The organism is Stenotrophomonas sp. GbtcB23, assembly GCF_019091045.1.
In the GTDB taxonomy this organism is placed as follows: Bacteria; Pseudomonadota; Gammaproteobacteria; order Xanthomonadales; family Xanthomonadaceae; genus Stenotrophomonas; species Stenotrophomonas rhizophila_A.
The window spans coordinates 1-15,316 of record NZ_JAGXKC010000057.1; the positions used below are offsets into that span (position 1 = coordinate 1).

Here is a 15,316-nt window from a genome sequence, read left to right on the forward strand (position 1 = left end):
ACTGTGCTGCGCCGTGCGGAGATGATGCTGCACAACCACTGACCATAAGCACAGCCAGGAACGCCATGACGGCGAGTGCAATCTTCTCGACAACGGTCGTTGCAGGGGGCGGAAGTAGTCTCAACTCTGGTGCTCGAAAGGGTGCAGGTTGGGCAGATATTCAGAGATGAGGGACGTCCTCTTCTTTCGTCGGGAAACCAAAGGCTTCACGCTTCTGCCGGATGCCATCCGGCACGGGCGGCCGTGGAATATCCCGAGCGACGAGCCACTGCTGACACTTCTTCTGCCAGGGCAGGAGATCTGGCGTGGTCACACCCCAATAGATGTGCTCCGCCATGATCATTCGACTGGGCTTGCCCGATGTTTTGGGCGGGGTAAACATGATCGTCGGATCCGCACCATGCTCCATCAACCAGTACGCATGTTCGAAGGCGCCGCGAGTGGTATACCAGCTCAACACCGTATCGGCGCTTCCCCGATTCGCCTCATTGATGTTCGCGCCATTCTCGACCAGGAGTTTGATGTTCTTCCACTGATTGCCAGAAATGAAGGCCTGGAACAACAAGGTCTCGTTGGCAGAATTCCGAGTGTTGGGATCCCCGCCATGCCTGAGCAGCAGCTCAAGGAAGCGTGGATCGTCCATCTTGGCGGCGTAGACCATCGCGTTGTTGAAGCGGAGTTCGCGACCCTCCACTTGCTTCACCTCACGCGCGTTCGGGTCGGCGCCGTTGTCCAGAAGTGCGCGCAGTCCGTCAAGATTCCCTGCGCGGAGGGGCCATGCCACCAAAGGAATGCCGTCGCGCCTGGCGAAGACACTGTCGGGATCGACCCCTTCATTTTTGATCAGGCGGCGAATGGTTTGCATATCGCCGGTTTCGGTCGCTGTAGCCAACTCCAATGCCTTTCCATCGAAGTAGTCGCCGGCGCCATGTGTAGACGATGCAGCGCATCCATTTACCAGGAAAAGTGTGAGCCATGCCGCACTTATGATGGTTTTTGTCATCAAGTTGTGAAGACTGATGCGCATGATCGTCCTGATGTTGAACCCCTGAAGGGGGTGACATTAGCAAACTGTTCTGCTATTCGATAAGAAGCGCGGCTCGGGGGGGATCGCGCACCTTCACTGTGCAATGGAGCTTGCCATGAGCGGTCCCGATATTGAGGCGCGCGCCCGCGCTATCCAGGAACAAAACCTTCTTGTTCAACAGTTGCGTGAAAGCGGCAACGATAACGAAGCGAATCGTCTGCAGGAAACCTATCATGCGCGGGAGATGTCTGGTCTTGCCGCGGATGTCTACCTTTCTGCGAAGCGGGATGGATCGCCACCCACCGGTTGGACCCGAGCGACGAGCGACCCTGCCGCCCTCCGCGCTGCAGGTATAGACATGACCGACGACCAGGTGAGGGACTTCCTTCAGCCGCCCCAGTCTGGCTTCCGTGCCGAGATCTATATTCCCGACAAGCGTGTGTTCGGTGACGACGCCAAACCTGTGGTCGTATACAAGGGGTCAACCGGCAAGATCATCGATCCATTCGCACCGGGCGGGTGGCGCGAGTCGGGCGGGGAAGACTTCCTCAACAATGGTCAGCAGGGCATTGGCATGCGCAGCGATTACTATGATCGCGCCATGGATCTTGCGACCCAGATGAATGACCGGGTCGGCGGCAACTTCGAAATCGCCGGCCACTCCCTCGGTGGCGGCATGGCCTCCGCCGCCTCTGCCGTCACCGGCGCCCGCGCCACCACTTTCAATGCCGCCGGTCTGCACCCGGATACGCCAGCGCGCTACGCCAAAGACAACGGCCTGCCAACCTTCAACCCGCAGCAGACCGTGCACACCTACCAGACCAGCGGTGAGGTGCTCAACGATGTGCAGAACGGGATGCAGCGCCTCAACGAACAACAGCGACATGCCTACGGGCTGCTGGCCAACGAAGCCAGCATGCTGATGCGCGAGCCGCTGATGCAGGCCAAGGTGGCCGAGAAGATGCGCGAGATGCTGCCGCCCGGTGCGCAGACCGCAGCCGCGCAATTCGTCGAACAGTTGGCCACCAAACCGGGCTACGAGGCCCTTCGCGATATCCCGGTCGCGGCGGGGCGCATGGAATTGGTGCTCGATCCCAAGACCCGCGATGCGCAGGAGCGGCTGGTGGATCGCGCGCGTACCGATGCCCCCAGCCAGGTAGCCGAGCTGGCCGGACCGTTGTCCAAGGTGCTGCACTCGGCCGCGCATGGCATGCACAACGGCCGGGTAGTGGGCGAAGTGGTGGAGAAGGGCGGGGCAACCGCCGCCCACGTCCTTGACCGCACCGGCGACGCCGTGGAGCAGGTCGCCCGCGTGCAGGGCATGGTGGTGGGCAAGGTAGTCGACATGGGCTCGACCACGCTGCAGGTGAGCGCCAAAGCCACCACCACCGTGTATGCCCAAGGCCGCGAACTGACCGGGATGATCGAGTCCACGGCGCATCGCGTGGAATCGCGCGCGCAGTCCGGCATTCTGTCGGTGGCCTCATGGGGCGCCGGCAAGCTGGGGTTCGACAACGTCGCCAGGGATCTCGACAGCCGCGCCGATGCTGTACACGGCGCCGGACAAGCGCGCGCCACTGCCGCAACTCGCGATGCCCGGGAGGACGCCGATGCGGCCCGCACCGCCGGCCAGCGCACCGCCGAGAGCATCGACCGTGACGGCCAATGGGTGGCCGGTAAGCTTCAGAATGGGTATGCCACGGCCGGCGCCTATGTCGACCAGGGCTATGACTTTGCGGCGCACCATATCAAGAACACCACGGCGCAGGCGCCGGCGGTGTTTGCCTCGGTTGGCGGGGCAGTGGCGGGCCTTCGCGGCGCGGCCGCTACCTACGTACCCACGGCGCTGACGCCGCAGAACATCGGCAACATCATCGAGACCAAGCGCCTGGTCGAAAACATCGGCCCGGCATTTGGCGAGGCTGTGCAGCGCCACGGGATGAAGGAAACGGTCATTCCCAGCCTGGATGCCGAGCTCATCAAGCAGGAAGCGCAGGCCCGCGCGCTGCTGGAACAGCACGAACGCATCCAGCACCCGGCGGAGAAGCACGCCGCCGTCGCCCCCGAGCCCTCCACGCTGGTGGTCGGCATCAATGATCCCGGCCACAGGCAGTACCACATGTTCCAAGGCGCCCAAGCCGGGGTGCACGGAATTGATGCTGCCCACAACCGCGTGCCCGACCTGCAGAGTGACCAGCTGGCCGGTGCGCTGGCGGCCAAGGCCACGCAGGAAGGCCTGGAACGCATCGAGCGGGTCGTGCTCAGCGAGGACCGCACCCGCGTGTTCGCGGTCGATACCCAGGACCTCACCTCCGTGCACCGCCACCTGGCCCAGGTGGACGTGGTGGCCGGCCGGCAGCAGCCGCTCAGCGTGAGCACCGAGCAGGTGGCCGAGGTCAACCGCCAGCAGGAACGTGCCGCTGCTGCCCCGGTGCTGGTGGCTGACCTGGGCGCCGAACAGCAGCGCGAGCAGGAGCAGCAGGCTGCGCGGCGGATGGGATGAGACGGGGCGGGTGGGTGCTGGAACCGGCGGCGGCCGCTGGAACGGCGGGGCCGGCGGGATTGGTTGGAACGGCGGGACCGGCGGGAACGCCTGAACGGCTGGAACGACTGGAACGACTGGAACGACTGGAACAGCCGCAACGGCTGGACCGGCTGGAACGGCTGGAACGGCTGGAACGGCTGGACCGGCTGGAACTGCTGGAACTGCTGGAACTGCTGGAACTGCTGGAACGAGGGTAGCGCCGACTGTTAGTCGGCTGCTTGACCGGGCAGCCGACTAACAGTCGGCGCTACCTCCGCCACCTCCGCCTGAGGCCTTTGTCCATCCGGCCGCGCCACGGCCCGGGTTCCATCCGGTGCCGCCAATGCGGTACAGTCCCCGGGTGTCCATTCTGACGACCCCGCATACCCTTTCTTCCGCTCGCCGTTGGTGGCGATGGTGGCCTGTTGCCGTCGTCCGTCCCGCCACCGCCGTTTCCCGGAAGGAAAGTCGTCTTGATCACGCTCGAGCAGTTCCAGCAGCAGGCCGCTGAAGGCCACACCCGCATCCCCGTCGTCCGTGAAGTGCTGTCCGACCTGGACACGCCGCTTTCGGTCTATCTGAAGCTCGCCGACGGGCCGCATACCTACCTGTTCGAATCGGTCGAAGGCGGCGAGCGCTTCGGGCGCTATTCCATCATCGGCCTGCCGGCCCGCCGCGTGTACGCCTTCCACGGCCATACCCTGACCGTCAGCGAAGCTGGCCAGGTGGTGGAAACCCGTGAGGTGGCAGACCCGTTCACCGAAGTGGAGGCGCTGCGCAGCGCCCATTCGGTGCCCAAGCTGGCCGGCCTGCCGGGCTTCACCGGCGGCCTGGTGGGCTGGTTCGGGTTCGAATGCATCGGCTACATCGAACCGCGCCTGGCCCCGCCGCGCGGCCGCGACGAGCTCGGCACCCCGGACATCCTGCTGCTGCACTCCGAAGAACTGGCGGTGTTCGACAACCTCAAGGGCCGCCTGTACCTGATCGTGCACGCCGACCCGGGCCAGCCCGGTGCATGGGACGAGGCGCAGGCGCGGCTGGACGGCCTGGTGGCCAAGCTGCGCGCCCCCGGCGCGGGCTACCCGGTGCCGATCACCCGCGACGTGCTGGACGAGAACGACTTCGTGTCCGGCTTCACCCGCGAAGGTTTCATCGCTGCGGTGGACAAATCCAAGGAATACATCCGCGCCGGCGACATCTTCCAGGTGGTGCTCAGCCAGCGCCTGAGCGTGCCGTTCAAGGCGCGCCCGGTGGATGTATACCGTGCGCTGCGCGCGCTGAATCCGTCGCCGTACATGTATTTCCTCGACACCGGCGACGTGCAGGTGGTCGGCTCCTCGCCGGAAATCCTGGTGCGTCTGCAGGACGGGGAAGTGACCGTGCGCCCCATCGCCGGTACCCGCCCGCGCGGCGCCACGGTGGAGGAAGACAACGCGCTGGAAGCCGAACTGCTGGCCGATCCGAAGGAACGCGCCGAGCACCTGATGCTGATCGACCTGGGCCGCAACGACGCCGGCCGTGTTTCCAAGGCCGGCACGGTGGAAGTGGGCGAGCAGTTCGTGATCGAACGCTACAGCCACGTCATGCACATTGTCAGCGAAGTGACCGGGCAGCTGCAGCCGGGCCTGAGCTACGCCGATGTGCTGCGCGCCACGTTCCCGGCCGGCACGGTCAGCGGCGCGCCAAAGATCCGCGCGCTGGAAGTGATCCGCGAGCTGGAGCCGATCAAGCGCAATGTCTACGCCGGCAGCATCGGTTACATCGGCTGGCACGGCGATGCCGACACCGCCATTGCGATCCGCACCGCGGTGATCAAGGACGGCCGCCTGCACGTGCAGGCCGGCGCCGGCATCGTCTACGACTCGGACCCGGGCAAGGAATGGGACGAGACCATGAACAAAGGTCGCGCGCTGTTCCGCGCCGTCGCCCAGGCCGCCAAGGGCCTGTAAGTCACCCGGTTGCCGGCCAACGGCCGGCGCTACCGATTCCGTATTGCATCCTTGATTCCAGGAATTTGCCATGTTGTTGATGCTCGACAACTACGACAGCTTCACCTACAACCTCGTGCAGTACCTGCAGACCCTGGGTGCCGATGTAAAGGTGGTGCGCAACGACGCCCTGAGCGTTGACGAGATCGCCGCGCTCGCGCCCGAGCGCATCGTGATCTCACCCGGCCCGTGCACGCCCAACGAAGCGGGCGTGTCGCTGGAGCTGATCCGGCGGCTGGGTCCGACCATTCCCATCCTGGGCGTGTGCCTGGGCCACCAGGGGATCGGCCAGGTGTACGGCGGCGATGTCATCCGCGCCGGCACCATCATGCACGGCAAGACCTCGCCGATCCGGCATGAAGGCAAGGGCGTGTTCGCCGGCCTGCCGGACCGCTACCAGGCCACCCGCTACCACTCGCTGGTGGTGGACAAGACCACGCTGCCCGACTGCCTGGAAGTGACCGCCTGGACCGAGAACGAGGACGGCACCATGGAAGAGATCATGGGCCTGCGCCACCGCGAACACCCGGTGGAAGGCGTGCAGTTCCACCCCGAATCGATCCTCACCGAGCACGGCCACGCCCTGCTGAAGAATTTCCTGCAAAGGAACCCCGCATGACCTTCTCCCCCCAGGAAGCCCTGCAACGCACCATCGAGCACCGCGAAATCTTCTTCGACGAGATGGTCGACCTGATGCGCCAGGTGATGCGCGGTGAGGTGTCGCCGGTAATGACCGCTGCGATCCTCACCGGCCTGCGGGTCAAGAAGGAAACCGTCGGCGAGATCGCGGGCGCGGCCACGGTGATGCGCGAGTTGGCGCTGGCCGTGCCGGTCGAAGACCGCACCCACCTGATCGATATCGTCGGTACCGGTGGCGACGGCTCGCATACCTTCAACATCTCCACCTGCGCGATGTTCGTGGTGGCGGCGGCGGGCGCGAAGGTCGCCAAGCATGGCAACCGCAGCGTGTCGTCCAAGTCCGGCAGTGCCGATGCGGTCGAAGCACTGGGCGCGATCATCGAGCTGCGTCCGGAGGAGGTGGCCCGCGCGATCAGTGAAACCGGCATCGGCTTCATGTTCGCCCCGATGCACCACCCCGCCATGAAGGTGGTGGCCCCGGTGCGGCGCGAAATGGGCGTGCGCACCATCTTCAACATCCTTGGCCCGCTGACCAATCCGGTTGGCGCCACCAACGTGCTGATGGGCGTGTTCCATCCGGATCTGGTCGGCATCCAGGCACGCGTGCTGCGCGAGCTGGGCGCCGAGCGCGCGATGGTGGTGTGGGGCCGCGACAACATGGACGAGATCTCGCTCGGCGCCGGTACCCTGGTCGGCGAGCTGCGCGACGGCAAGGTGCGCGAATACGAGATCCACCCCGAAGACTTCGGCATTGCCATGTCGGCCAGCCGCAACCTCAAGGTGAGCGGGCCGGAAGAATCCATCGCGATGCTGCGTGGCGTGCTCGATGACCAGCCGGGCCCGGCGCTGGACATCGTGGCGCTCAACGCCGGGGCGGCGCTGTACGTGGCCGGCGTGGCCAGCAGCATCGCCGACGGCCTGGCCCGTGCCCGCGCGGCCATCGCCGACGGCAGCGCACGCCAGCGCATGCAGGATTACGTGGATGCGACCCAGCGCATCCGGCGCGCGGGCTGAGCCCGATTTCACGCTTTGCTGCGGGCTGGCCGATAATGGCCGGCCTGAAGGACCCTGAACGACATGAGCGACAAGAGCGACATCCTCGAGACCATCCTGGCCCGCAAGGCCGTTGAAGTGGCCGAGCGCCGTGCACGGGTTCCGCTGGAAGCGCTGCAGGCACGGCTCGCGGAGGCGCCGCCGGTGCGCGGCTTCGCCGATGCACTGCGCGCCTCGATTGCCGCCGGCAACCCGGCGGTGATCGCCGAGGTGAAGAAGGCCAGCCCGTCCAAGGGCGTGATCCGCCCGGACTTCCACCCCGCCGATATTGCGGTGAGCTACGAGTTCGGTGGGGCGAGCTGCCTGTCGGTGCTGACCGACGTGGATTTCTTCCAGGGCGACGACGCCTACCTGCAGCAGGCCCGCGAGGCCTGCACGCTGCCGGTGCTGCGCAAGGACTTCGTGATCGATGCGTACCAGGTCTACGAGGCCCGCGTGCTGGGTGCCGACTGCATCCTGCTGATCGTGGCCGCGCTGGAAGACCGCCAGCTGGCCGAGCTGTCCGACCTGGCCATGCAGCTGGGCATGGACGTGCTGGTGGAAGTGCACGACATCGATGAACTCGAACGCGCCATCCAGGTGCCGGTGCCGCTGATCGGCATCAACAACCGCAACCTGCGCACCTTCGAGGTGTCGTTGCAGACCACCCTGGACATGCGCCAGGCCGTGCCGCGCGACCGCCTGCTGGTGACCGAGAGCGGCATCCTGGGCGCCGACGACGTGAGCCTGATGCGCAACGCCGGCGTGCATGCGTTCCTGGTGGGCGAGGCCTTCATGCGGGTCGAAGAGCCCGGCGAGGGCCTGCGTCAGCTATTCTTCAGCGCATGACTGCGATCTACCCGACTCCGCGTGACGACGCGCCGCTGGTGGTCTTCGACTTCGACCACACCCTTTATGACGGCGATTCCGGCAGCCACCTGTTTGCCTCGCTGATCAAGCGCAACCCGCTGCGGCTGCTGGCCGCGCTGCTGGTGACGCCGGTAGCGGGGCCACTGGTGGCGATGTTGCCGACCCGGCGTACCGGTATTTCGGTCTATGTCTGGATCGCCACGTTCGGGTTGCACCGCGCGCGCGAGTTCAACCGCGTGATCGATGCCTACGTGATCAAGCACGAGGGGCAACTGCGCGCCAAGCTGCTTCCGGAGGCGCTGGCGGTGTTCGCCGCGCACCGGGCGCAGGGCGACCGGGTAGTGGTGGCGACCGGCGCGCCGCCGGAGCTGGCCCGCGCCATCCTGGCGTTTGTCGCCCATCAGGGCGTGCCGGTGATCGGCAGTGAAGTGGGCCCGCGCTTCGGTGCGGTTGGTGCCACGCGCCATTGCCACAACGAAGAGAAGATGCGCATGCTGCGCGAGCGCGGCTATGGCGACATCGATGTGGCCTATTCGGACAGCACCGCGGACCTGCCGTTGCTGCTGGCAGCCAAGGAGCCGGTGGTGGTGAACCCGAAGGTGTCCAAGGTCGCGTATTTCCGGCAGGTGCTGAAGCCCGGCACGCGGATCCTCAACTGGGGTTGCGTGGATCGCGGCGGCGACCGCTGAGGCGTATCGACCAACGGTCGATACCTACCGTTGGCGCGCCACACGCCGGTAGCGCCCTACCGTTGGTAGGGCGGCGGCGCACAGCGCCGCGCTTTACCCCGCCAGCCAGCCGCGCACCGCGCCGCTGATCTGGAACAGGCTGATCGACAGCACCAGCACGCCCACGGCCACCAACACCCAGCGTTCCTTGACCCGCTTCACCAGCACCGCGGCCAGCGGTGCGGCCATCATGCCGCCGATCAGCAGGCCGGCCACGATGTTCAGGTACTGCAGGCCCATCGAGAGCAGGAAGGTGATCGATACCGCCAGGGTCACCACGAACTCGGCCGCGTTGACCGTGCCGATGGTGGTCCGGGCCTGGCCGCCCCGGGCGAGCAGGGTGGAGGTGGCCACCGGACCCCAGCCGCCGCCGCCGCTGGCGTCCAGCAGCCCGGCGACGAAGCCCAGCACCGGCACCCGCTTCACTTCCTGGCGCGGCACCAGCTTTCCGGCTGCGCGCAGCAGGATGAAGACCGCCAGGATCAGCAGGTAGCCGTAGATGAAGGGACGGATCGCATCACCGGGCAGCTGGGTCAGCACATAGGCGCCCAGCACGCCGCCGACCGCGCCCGGCAGGGCCAGGCGCAGGAACAACCGCTTGTCCACGTTGCCGGCCACCAGGTGCGAAACACCCGAGGCGCCTGTCGTGAACACCTCTGCGGTGTGCACGCTTGCGCTGACCGCCGCCGGCGGCAGGCCCATGCTGAGCATGACCGACGATGAGACGAGCCCGAAGGCCATGCCGAGCGCGCCGTCCACCAGCTGCGCGCCAAGCCCGATCAGGATGAACCAGTAGAATTCGCTGCCAGGTGCCATGCCGTCAGCCTAGCGGCAGCGCGTGAAAGGCGCTGTCATGCCGACGTTGGCGCCGGCCGGTGGCCGGCATCCGGCGTCATCGGGTGCCGTACAGGACGACCGTCTTGCCCCGCGCATGCAGCAGCCCATCGCTCTGCAGCTTCTTCAGCACGCGGCCGGCCATTTCACGCGAGCAGCCGACCAGGCGGGCCAGCTCCTGGCGCGACACGCGCAGCTGGGTGCCCTGCGGGTGGCTCATGGCCTCCGGTTCGCGGGACAGGTCATGCAGGGTGCGCACGATGCGGTCGGTGACATCCAGGAACGCCAGGCGGCTGGCCTTGCGGCTGGTATCGAGCAGGCGCTTGGAGACCTGCTGGCCCAGTGCGTACAGCAGCCGGGGCGCGTCGGTGGACAGCGGGCCCAGGAACAGCTGGTGCAGCCGCTCGTAGCTGATCTCGGCCAGCTCGCAGGGGGTCCGGGTGCGCAGGATCACCTCGCGGCGGTCGGTTTCCACGAACAGGCCCATCTCGCCGACGAACTCCCCGGAGCCGAAGTAGCCCAGGACCAGTTCGCGGTCGTCTTCTTCTTCAGCAATTATGGAAACGGAGCCGCTGATCACGTAATACAGGGTGCCGGCGGGGTCACCGGGGCGGAAAACGTCCGTGCGGGCCGGGTAGCGGCGTCGGTGGCTGTGGGCCAGAAAGCGGTCAATGGTGGCGATGTCCAGGGCCAATGGACTTGTGGCAAGGCGCACAGATGACACGTTGAGGCGCTCCCTTTGCTCATGAACAATTCACGGCTATGTGCCGCGAGCTTAACGATCAGGGTTGTGAAGGGCAAACCCCAACACAGCAACTTGTTTCAATGCAAGTTTCGCCCCCGATCACTTTGCCCCATAATTGATCCTTTCCCACCACACACAGGATCGACCGCCGTGGTCAAGCCGTTGCCTCGCCTGAGGTTGCAGGGTTTCAACAACCTCACCAAGGCGCTGAGCTTCAACATCTATGACGTGTGTTACGCCCGCACCGAAGAGGAGCGTCAGCGTTACATTGAATACATCGATGAAGAGTACAACGCCGATAGGCTGACTCAAATCTTGACCGATGTCGCCGAGATCATCGGCGCCAACATCCTCAATGTCGCGCGCCAGGATTACGATCCGCAGGGCGCGTCGGTGACGATCCTGATCTCCGAAGAGCCGGTGATCGACAAGAAGCTGGCGGGCAAGGAGTTGATCTCCGATGCCGTGGTAGCGCACATGGACAAGAGCCACATCACCGTCCATACCTACCCCGAAACCCACCCGCAGGAAGGCATCGCGACGTTCCGCGCGGACATCGATGTGGCTACCTGTGGCGTGATTTCGCCGCTGAAGGCACTGAACTACCTGATCGAGAGCCTGGAATCGGACATCGTGATCATGGACTACCGCGTCCGTGGCTTCACCCGTGACGTGAAGGGCAAGAAGCACTACATCGATCACAAGATCAACTCGATCCAGAACTTCCTGGCCAAGAACATCAAGTCGCGTTACGAGATGTTCGACGTCAACGTCTACCAGGAAAACATCTTCCACACGAAGATGCACCTGAAGGATTTCGACCTGGACCAGTACCTTTTCGAGGAAAAGGCCAAGAACATCTCGTTCAAGGAACGCATGAAGATCGAAGCGCTGCTCAAGCGCGAGATCGAAGAGCTGTTCCACGGCCGCAACCTGTCCGAGTAACACCACGCGACACCCGCCCGGGCCTTGGCCCGGGTGGTGCTGCACAAGGCGGGACGCCCCGCCCTGTGGAACATCTGTTTTGCGCAGAAGTAATGTTCCACGGCAAGCTACCGACGACGGTCCGGTGTGAAGACACCGGGCCGTTTTGTTTTTGTTTAGGAGGCACCCATGCCCTGGATCTACCTGCTGCTGGCCGGCATCTTTGAAATCGGCTTTGCGATCGGAATGAAATATTCGGACGGCTTCAGCAAGCCGCTGCCCACGCTCGCCACGGTCGGCGCGGCACTGGTCAGCCTGTACCTGATGAGCCAGGCGATGAAATCCATCCCGGTGGGCACCGCCTACGCGATCTGGACCGGCATCGGCGCCCTGGGCGTGGCCACGCTGGGCATCTTCCTGTTCGGCGACAGCGCTTCGGCGCCGCGCCTGGCCTGCATCGGGCTGATCGTGGCCGGGGTGATCGGCCTCAAGCTCGTTTCGGGCTGACCTTAAAGCCGGTAGGCGATGGTCTTCATGACCTTGGAGGCCAGCGCCATCACGCCCGGGATCGGCGGCGGCAGCTTCCGCGCGCCGGCATGTTCGGCGTGGTCGGCGTGGCGGGCTTCGTCGATCTTCATCACCTTGAGGATCTCGCGGCTGCGCTGGTCGGTCGGGGGCAGGGTGTCCAGGTGTTCGTCCAGGTGGGCTTCCACCTGGCGCTCGGTTTCCACCACGAAGCCCAGGTTCCAGCCATCCCCGCGCAGCCCGGCCAGGGTGCCGATGGTATAGCTGCCGGCGTACCAGATCGGGTTGAACAGGCTGGGCCGGCTGTCCAGCTCGCGCAGGCGCTGGGCGCACCAGGCCAGGTGGTCGGTCTCTTCCTGGGCCGCCTCGAGCAGGTGGGCACGGGTTTCCGGCTCGCGGGCCACCGCGGCCTGGCCGAAGTACAGGCCCTGCGCGCAGACCTCGCCGACATGGTTGATCCGCATCAGGCCGGCGGCATGGCGGCGGGCCGGGGCGGGCATCGGTGCGTCCGGGGTCGCCTCGGCCGGGTACGGGCGGCTGGCCGGCGGGTTGCCGAACACCGTGTCCAGGGCGCGCTGGGCCTCGGTCAGCAGGTGGTCGAGCGGGGTGATCTGGCGGAGCGCGGTCATGCGGTTGGGCATCGCGGCGGGGGATCATCGATTCTCGCCCCCCGGCGCCGGTCTGCCAAGCCATGCCGCCGGTCGATTTGCATGTGGGCCAAATGGCCAGTACAATCCCGCCTCTTCACAACGCGTGGCAGAGTTCCGGCCGCTCCATGGCCGCAATGAGCCCGACCTACCTGAGTTCTTCCATGAGCACTTTCACTGCAAAGTCCGAGACCGTCCAGCGCGACTGGTATCTCGTCGACGCCTCCGGCAAGACGCTGGGCCGTCTGTCCACCGAGCTGGCCCGCCGTCTGCGCGGCAAGCACAAGCCGGTCTACACCCCTCACGTTGATACCGGTGATTACCTGGTTGTCATCAATGCAGAAAAGATTGCCGTCACCGGCAACAAGCTGCAGGACAAGCTGTACCACCGCTTCACTGGCTACATCGGCAACCTGAAGACCGAAACTCTGGCCCAGGCGCTGGAGCGCCACCCGGAGCGCGTCATCGAAACCGCCGTCAAGGGCATGCTGCCGAAGGGCCCGCTGGGCCGCGCCATGTACCGCAAGCTCAAGGTGTACTCGGGTTCCGAGCACCCGCACGCCGCTCAGCAGCCCCAGGTTCTGGATATCTAATCATGGCTATCACTCAAAACTACGGCACCGGCCGCCGCAAGTCCTCCACCGCCCGCGTGTTCCTGCGCAAGGGCGCCGGCAACATCACTGTCAATGGCCGTCCGCTGGACGAGTTCTTTGGCCGTGAAACCGCACGCATGATCGTGCGTCAGCCGCTGGAACTGACCAAGAACACCGAATCGTTCGACATCATGGTCACCGCCGCTGGCGGCGGCACCACCGGCCAGGCCGGTGCGATCCGCCTGGGCATCGCCCGCGCGCTGGTCGAGTACGACGAAACCCTGAAGTCCGAGCTGCGCAAGGCTGGCTTCATGACCCGTGACGCCCGTGAAGTCGAGCGTAAGAAGGTCGGCCTGCACAAGGCACGTCGCGCCACCCAGTTCTCCAAGCGCTGATCCATCGCACCTGGCGTGGGATCCTTCGGGATCCCGCTGGGAGGAAAGCAAAAGCCCGGCTTTGGCCGGGCTTTTGTCGTTTCAGCGGGGCAGGTTACGGTTACACCGCCCCCGGCTCACCCTTGGCCTTGCTGCGCGGCCAGTACCCGCCGCCGCGTTTGGGTGCCGGCGCGCGCTTGCGCGGGCGGTCATGGCCCGCCGCGTGCCCCGGCATCCAGGCCTCCTGGGCGGACTTGGGCATCGACTCCACGCCGGTGCCGGCCACGCCCCGGGCCAACGGCGCCAGGTGACGCAGCGCCCGCGCATAGACCCCGCGCTTGAACATCACCACGTGTTCGACCGGGTACCAGAAATCCACCCAGCGCCACTGGTCGAACTCGGGGCTGTCGGTATGGTCCAGCTTCACGTGCGATTCGTCGCCCGACAGGCGCAGCAGGAACCAGACCTGCTTCTGTCCGATGCAGACCTGCTTCTCGTTGCGACGGATGGCACGGGCGGGCAGGCGATAGCGCAGCCAACCCGGTGTCGCACCCAGCACTTCGACGTGCTCTGGCAACAGCCCGGTTTCTTCATGCAACTCGCGATACATGGCTTCGACAGGCGTCTCGTCGGTGTTCATGCCACCCTGCGGGAACTGCCAGCCATCCCGGCGCACACGTCGTGCCCAGAACACCTGCCCGTCCTGCCGCATCAGCACGATGCCGACGTTCGGTCGATAGCCGTCCGGATCGATCACGATGCGGACTCCTAGAAAAATCTACTGGTCAGGACTGTGACACGCCCGCTGCCCACTCACAAGCGCGGTGAAAAGGTGTTGACAGATTCCGTTTACATGTCCAGAATTGCCGGCTCACTAAGGCTATGTAGCTCAGCCGGTTAGAGCACAGCACTCATAATGCTGGGGTCGGTGGTTCGAGTCCACCCATAGCCACCAAGTCCGCTTGGTTTTCCAGTGAGAAAGTGCAACAATTGCACGCACGTTTTGCCCCGTCGCCAAGCGGTAAGGCACCTGACTCTGACTCAGGCATTCGGTGGTTCGAATCCATCCGGGGCAGCCAAATACGAAAGAGACCGATCGAAAGATCGGTCTTTTTTTTGCTCCGCGCCCGGCCGGCTGAACGGGCACGCTGAACCGTATCGAGAATGATTCAGTTACGAAATTGACAACCATTCTCGTTTCGATTGGAATACGCACAGGCCGATCCGGGCCTGCCTGCCGAGTCCGCACGTGTACGTCTGCATCTGTAACGGGGTAACCGACCACCAGATCCGCGAAGCCGCCCAGAGCGGTGTCGCCAGCGTGTCCGAGCTGACCATGCGCACCGGCTGCGGCGCTACCTGCGGTTCCTGCCTGGACATGGCGGCCGACCTGCTGGCCAAGGCCCGCAACACCCACGAGCTGCCGCTGCCTGTGCTTGGGTTGGCCCAGGTCGCCTGAGGTTCTACCGCATGTACAGGCGTTCGAAGGTGGACGGAAGGTCCGCCAGCTCACGCTGCAGGTAATCCACGCGGCCTATTGATTCCAGCCAGGCCAGGAATACTTCGTCGGTAACGCACGTGCGAACCTCGTCGAGCAGGTGCGTACGGACCTGCTGTGGCAGCCAGTCGGCGATGGGGATGGTCTCGCCGCTTTCGGTTGTGGTCGAGGGTCGCAGGAGATGTGACCAGCCCCACGTGATCGCGGGATAGGCATCAAATTGCAGTTCAGACGGAGCGCGCTTCAGGCCGGTAAGCAGGTCGTGGGCGCCGATGAGCCACACGATCATCTGTGCCCGCCAATGCGGCGACTCGATGGCCAGTACGGAGCGGAACCAGCCCCTCACCTGCGATGGGGGCAGATACTTC

General features: G+C 65.2%; 18 protein-coding genes and 2 tRNA genes. 14 read left to right on the top strand and 6 right to left on the bottom strand.

The window, feature by feature from the left end; all coding sequences use genetic code 11:
* Window positions 1-160: 160 nt before the first annotated feature.
* Entirely contained in the window at window positions 161-1,027 is an 867-nt protein-coding gene (locus KVS69_RS16450; protein ID WP_254622238.1) for an ankyrin repeat domain-containing protein, read from the bottom strand.
* A 115-nt stretch (window positions 1,028-1,142) separates the two neighbouring features.
* On the opposite strand from KVS69_RS16450, the gene KVS69_RS16455 reads away from it, so the two are divergent.
* From KVS69_RS16455 to KVS69_RS16485, 7 genes are all read left to right on the top strand, one after another.
* Window positions 1,143-3,530: an XVIPCD domain-containing protein gene (locus KVS69_RS16455; RefSeq protein WP_254622239.1), complete on the top strand. Its 2,388-nt coding sequence runs from the start codon at window positions 1,143-1,145 to the stop codon at window positions 3,528-3,530.
* A complete protein-coding gene (locus KVS69_RS16460) occupies window positions 3,527-3,769 on the top strand; it encodes a hypothetical protein (protein ID WP_217538998.1) in 243 nt (80 codons plus the stop codon). The genes KVS69_RS16455 and KVS69_RS16460 overlap by 4 nt, the downstream gene beginning before the upstream one ends.
* A gap of 255 nt (window positions 3,770-4,024) precedes the next feature.
* Entirely contained in the window at window positions 4,025-5,500 is a 1,476-nt protein-coding gene (gene trpE / locus KVS69_RS16465) for an anthranilate synthase component I (RefSeq protein WP_093534930.1), read from the top strand.
* A 70-nt stretch (window positions 5,501-5,570) separates the two neighbouring features.
* Window positions 5,571-6,158 carry an aminodeoxychorismate/anthranilate synthase component II gene (locus KVS69_RS16470; RefSeq protein WP_217538999.1) on the top strand — a complete coding sequence of 196 codons (588 nt, stop codon included), beginning with the start codon at window positions 5,571-5,573 and terminating at the stop codon, window positions 6,156-6,158.
* Window positions 6,155-7,192, top strand: coding sequence for an anthranilate phosphoribosyltransferase (trpD, locus tag KVS69_RS16475; RefSeq protein WP_068854286.1), 1,038 nt, complete (start codon window positions 6,155-6,157; stop codon window positions 7,190-7,192). The genes KVS69_RS16470 and trpD overlap by 4 nt, the downstream gene beginning before the upstream one ends.
* Before the next feature lie 63 nt (window positions 7,193-7,255).
* Window positions 7,256-8,059 carry an indole-3-glycerol phosphate synthase TrpC gene (gene trpC, locus KVS69_RS16480; RefSeq protein WP_217539000.1) on the top strand — a complete coding sequence of 268 codons (804 nt, stop codon included), beginning with the start codon at window positions 7,256-7,258 and terminating at the stop codon, window positions 8,057-8,059.
* Window positions 8,056-8,769, top strand: coding sequence for a haloacid dehalogenase-like hydrolase (locus tag KVS69_RS16485; RefSeq protein ID WP_217539001.1), 714 nt, complete (start codon window positions 8,056-8,058; stop codon window positions 8,767-8,769). The genes trpC and KVS69_RS16485 overlap by 4 nt, the downstream gene beginning before the upstream one ends.
* A 93-nt stretch (window positions 8,770-8,862) precedes the next feature.
* Here the strand turns inward: KVS69_RS16485 and KVS69_RS16490 are convergent, their stop codons facing one another.
* Together KVS69_RS16490 and crp are read right to left on the bottom strand one after the other, a co-directional pair.
* Window positions 8,863-9,624, bottom strand: a complete 762-nt coding sequence (locus KVS69_RS16490; RefSeq protein ID WP_093534922.1) for a sulfite exporter TauE/SafE family protein — start codon at window positions 9,622-9,624, stop codon at window positions 8,863-8,865.
* 76 nt (window positions 9,625-9,700) lie between these two features.
* Window positions 9,701-10,366 (bottom strand): cAMP-activated global transcriptional regulator CRP, encoded by a 666-nt coding sequence (gene crp, locus KVS69_RS16495; protein WP_068854282.1) that lies wholly within the window; start codon window positions 10,364-10,366, stop codon window positions 9,701-9,703.
* A gap of 171 nt (window positions 10,367-10,537) precedes the next feature.
* Between crp and speD the strand changes: the two genes are divergently transcribed.
* The gene (gene speD / locus KVS69_RS16500; protein WP_017354544.1) at window positions 10,538-11,332 is read left to right on the top strand and encodes an adenosylmethionine decarboxylase; all 795 of its coding nucleotides are present in this window, start codon (window positions 10,538-10,540) and stop codon (window positions 11,330-11,332) included.
* Window positions 11,333-11,500: 168 nt separating this feature from the next.
* Window positions 11,501-11,818, top strand: a complete 318-nt coding sequence (gene sugE, locus KVS69_RS16505) for a quaternary ammonium compound efflux SMR transporter SugE (protein ID WP_068854281.1) — start codon at window positions 11,501-11,503, stop codon at window positions 11,816-11,818.
* 2 nt (window positions 11,819-11,820) lie between these two features.
* Here sugE and coq7 read toward each other — a convergent pair whose 3' ends face one another.
* On the bottom strand, window positions 11,821-12,465 hold the full coding sequence (gene coq7, locus KVS69_RS16510; RefSeq protein WP_093534963.1) for a 2-polyprenyl-3-methyl-6-methoxy-1,4-benzoquinone monooxygenase: 645 nt from the start codon (window positions 12,463-12,465) through the stop codon (window positions 11,821-11,823).
* 182 nt (window positions 12,466-12,647) lie between these two features.
* Between coq7 and rplM the strand changes: the two genes are divergently transcribed.
* Together rplM and rpsI are read left to right on the top strand one after the other, a co-directional pair.
* Entirely contained in the window at window positions 12,648-13,076 is a 429-nt protein-coding gene (gene rplM / locus KVS69_RS16515) for a 50S ribosomal protein L13 (RefSeq protein ID WP_017354548.1), read from the top strand.
* A gap of 2 nt (window positions 13,077-13,078) precedes the next feature.
* Window positions 13,079-13,471, top strand: a complete 393-nt coding sequence (rpsI, locus tag KVS69_RS16520) for a 30S ribosomal protein S9 (RefSeq protein WP_017354549.1) — start codon at window positions 13,079-13,081, stop codon at window positions 13,469-13,471.
* A gap of 100 nt (window positions 13,472-13,571) precedes the next feature.
* Here the strand turns inward: rpsI and KVS69_RS16525 are convergent, their stop codons facing one another.
* Window positions 13,572-14,207: an RNA pyrophosphohydrolase gene (locus tag KVS69_RS16525; RefSeq protein WP_068854280.1), complete on the bottom strand. Its 636-nt coding sequence runs from the start codon at window positions 14,205-14,207 to the stop codon at window positions 13,572-13,574.
* A 121-nt stretch (window positions 14,208-14,328) separates the two neighbouring features.
* On the opposite strand from KVS69_RS16525, the gene KVS69_RS16530 reads away from it, so the two are divergent.
* From KVS69_RS16530 to KVS69_RS16540, 3 genes are all read left to right on the top strand, one after another.
* A tRNA-Met gene (locus tag KVS69_RS16530) sits at window positions 14,329-14,405 on the top strand.
* Window positions 14,406-14,454: 49 nt separating this feature from the next.
* Window positions 14,455-14,529: transfer RNA gene (locus KVS69_RS16535), tRNA-Gln, on the top strand.
* A 170-nt stretch (window positions 14,530-14,699) separates the two neighbouring features.
* Entirely contained in the window at window positions 14,700-14,909 is a 210-nt protein-coding gene (locus KVS69_RS16540; RefSeq protein WP_217539002.1) for a bacterioferritin-associated ferredoxin, read from the top strand.
* A gap of 4 nt (window positions 14,910-14,913) precedes the next feature.
* On the opposite strand, the gene KVS69_RS16545 is transcribed toward KVS69_RS16540, so the two are convergent.
* Window positions 14,914-15,316, bottom strand: a 403-nt coding sequence (locus KVS69_RS16545) for a hypothetical protein (RefSeq protein ID WP_217539003.1), incomplete at its 5' end; no start/stop codon positions are given.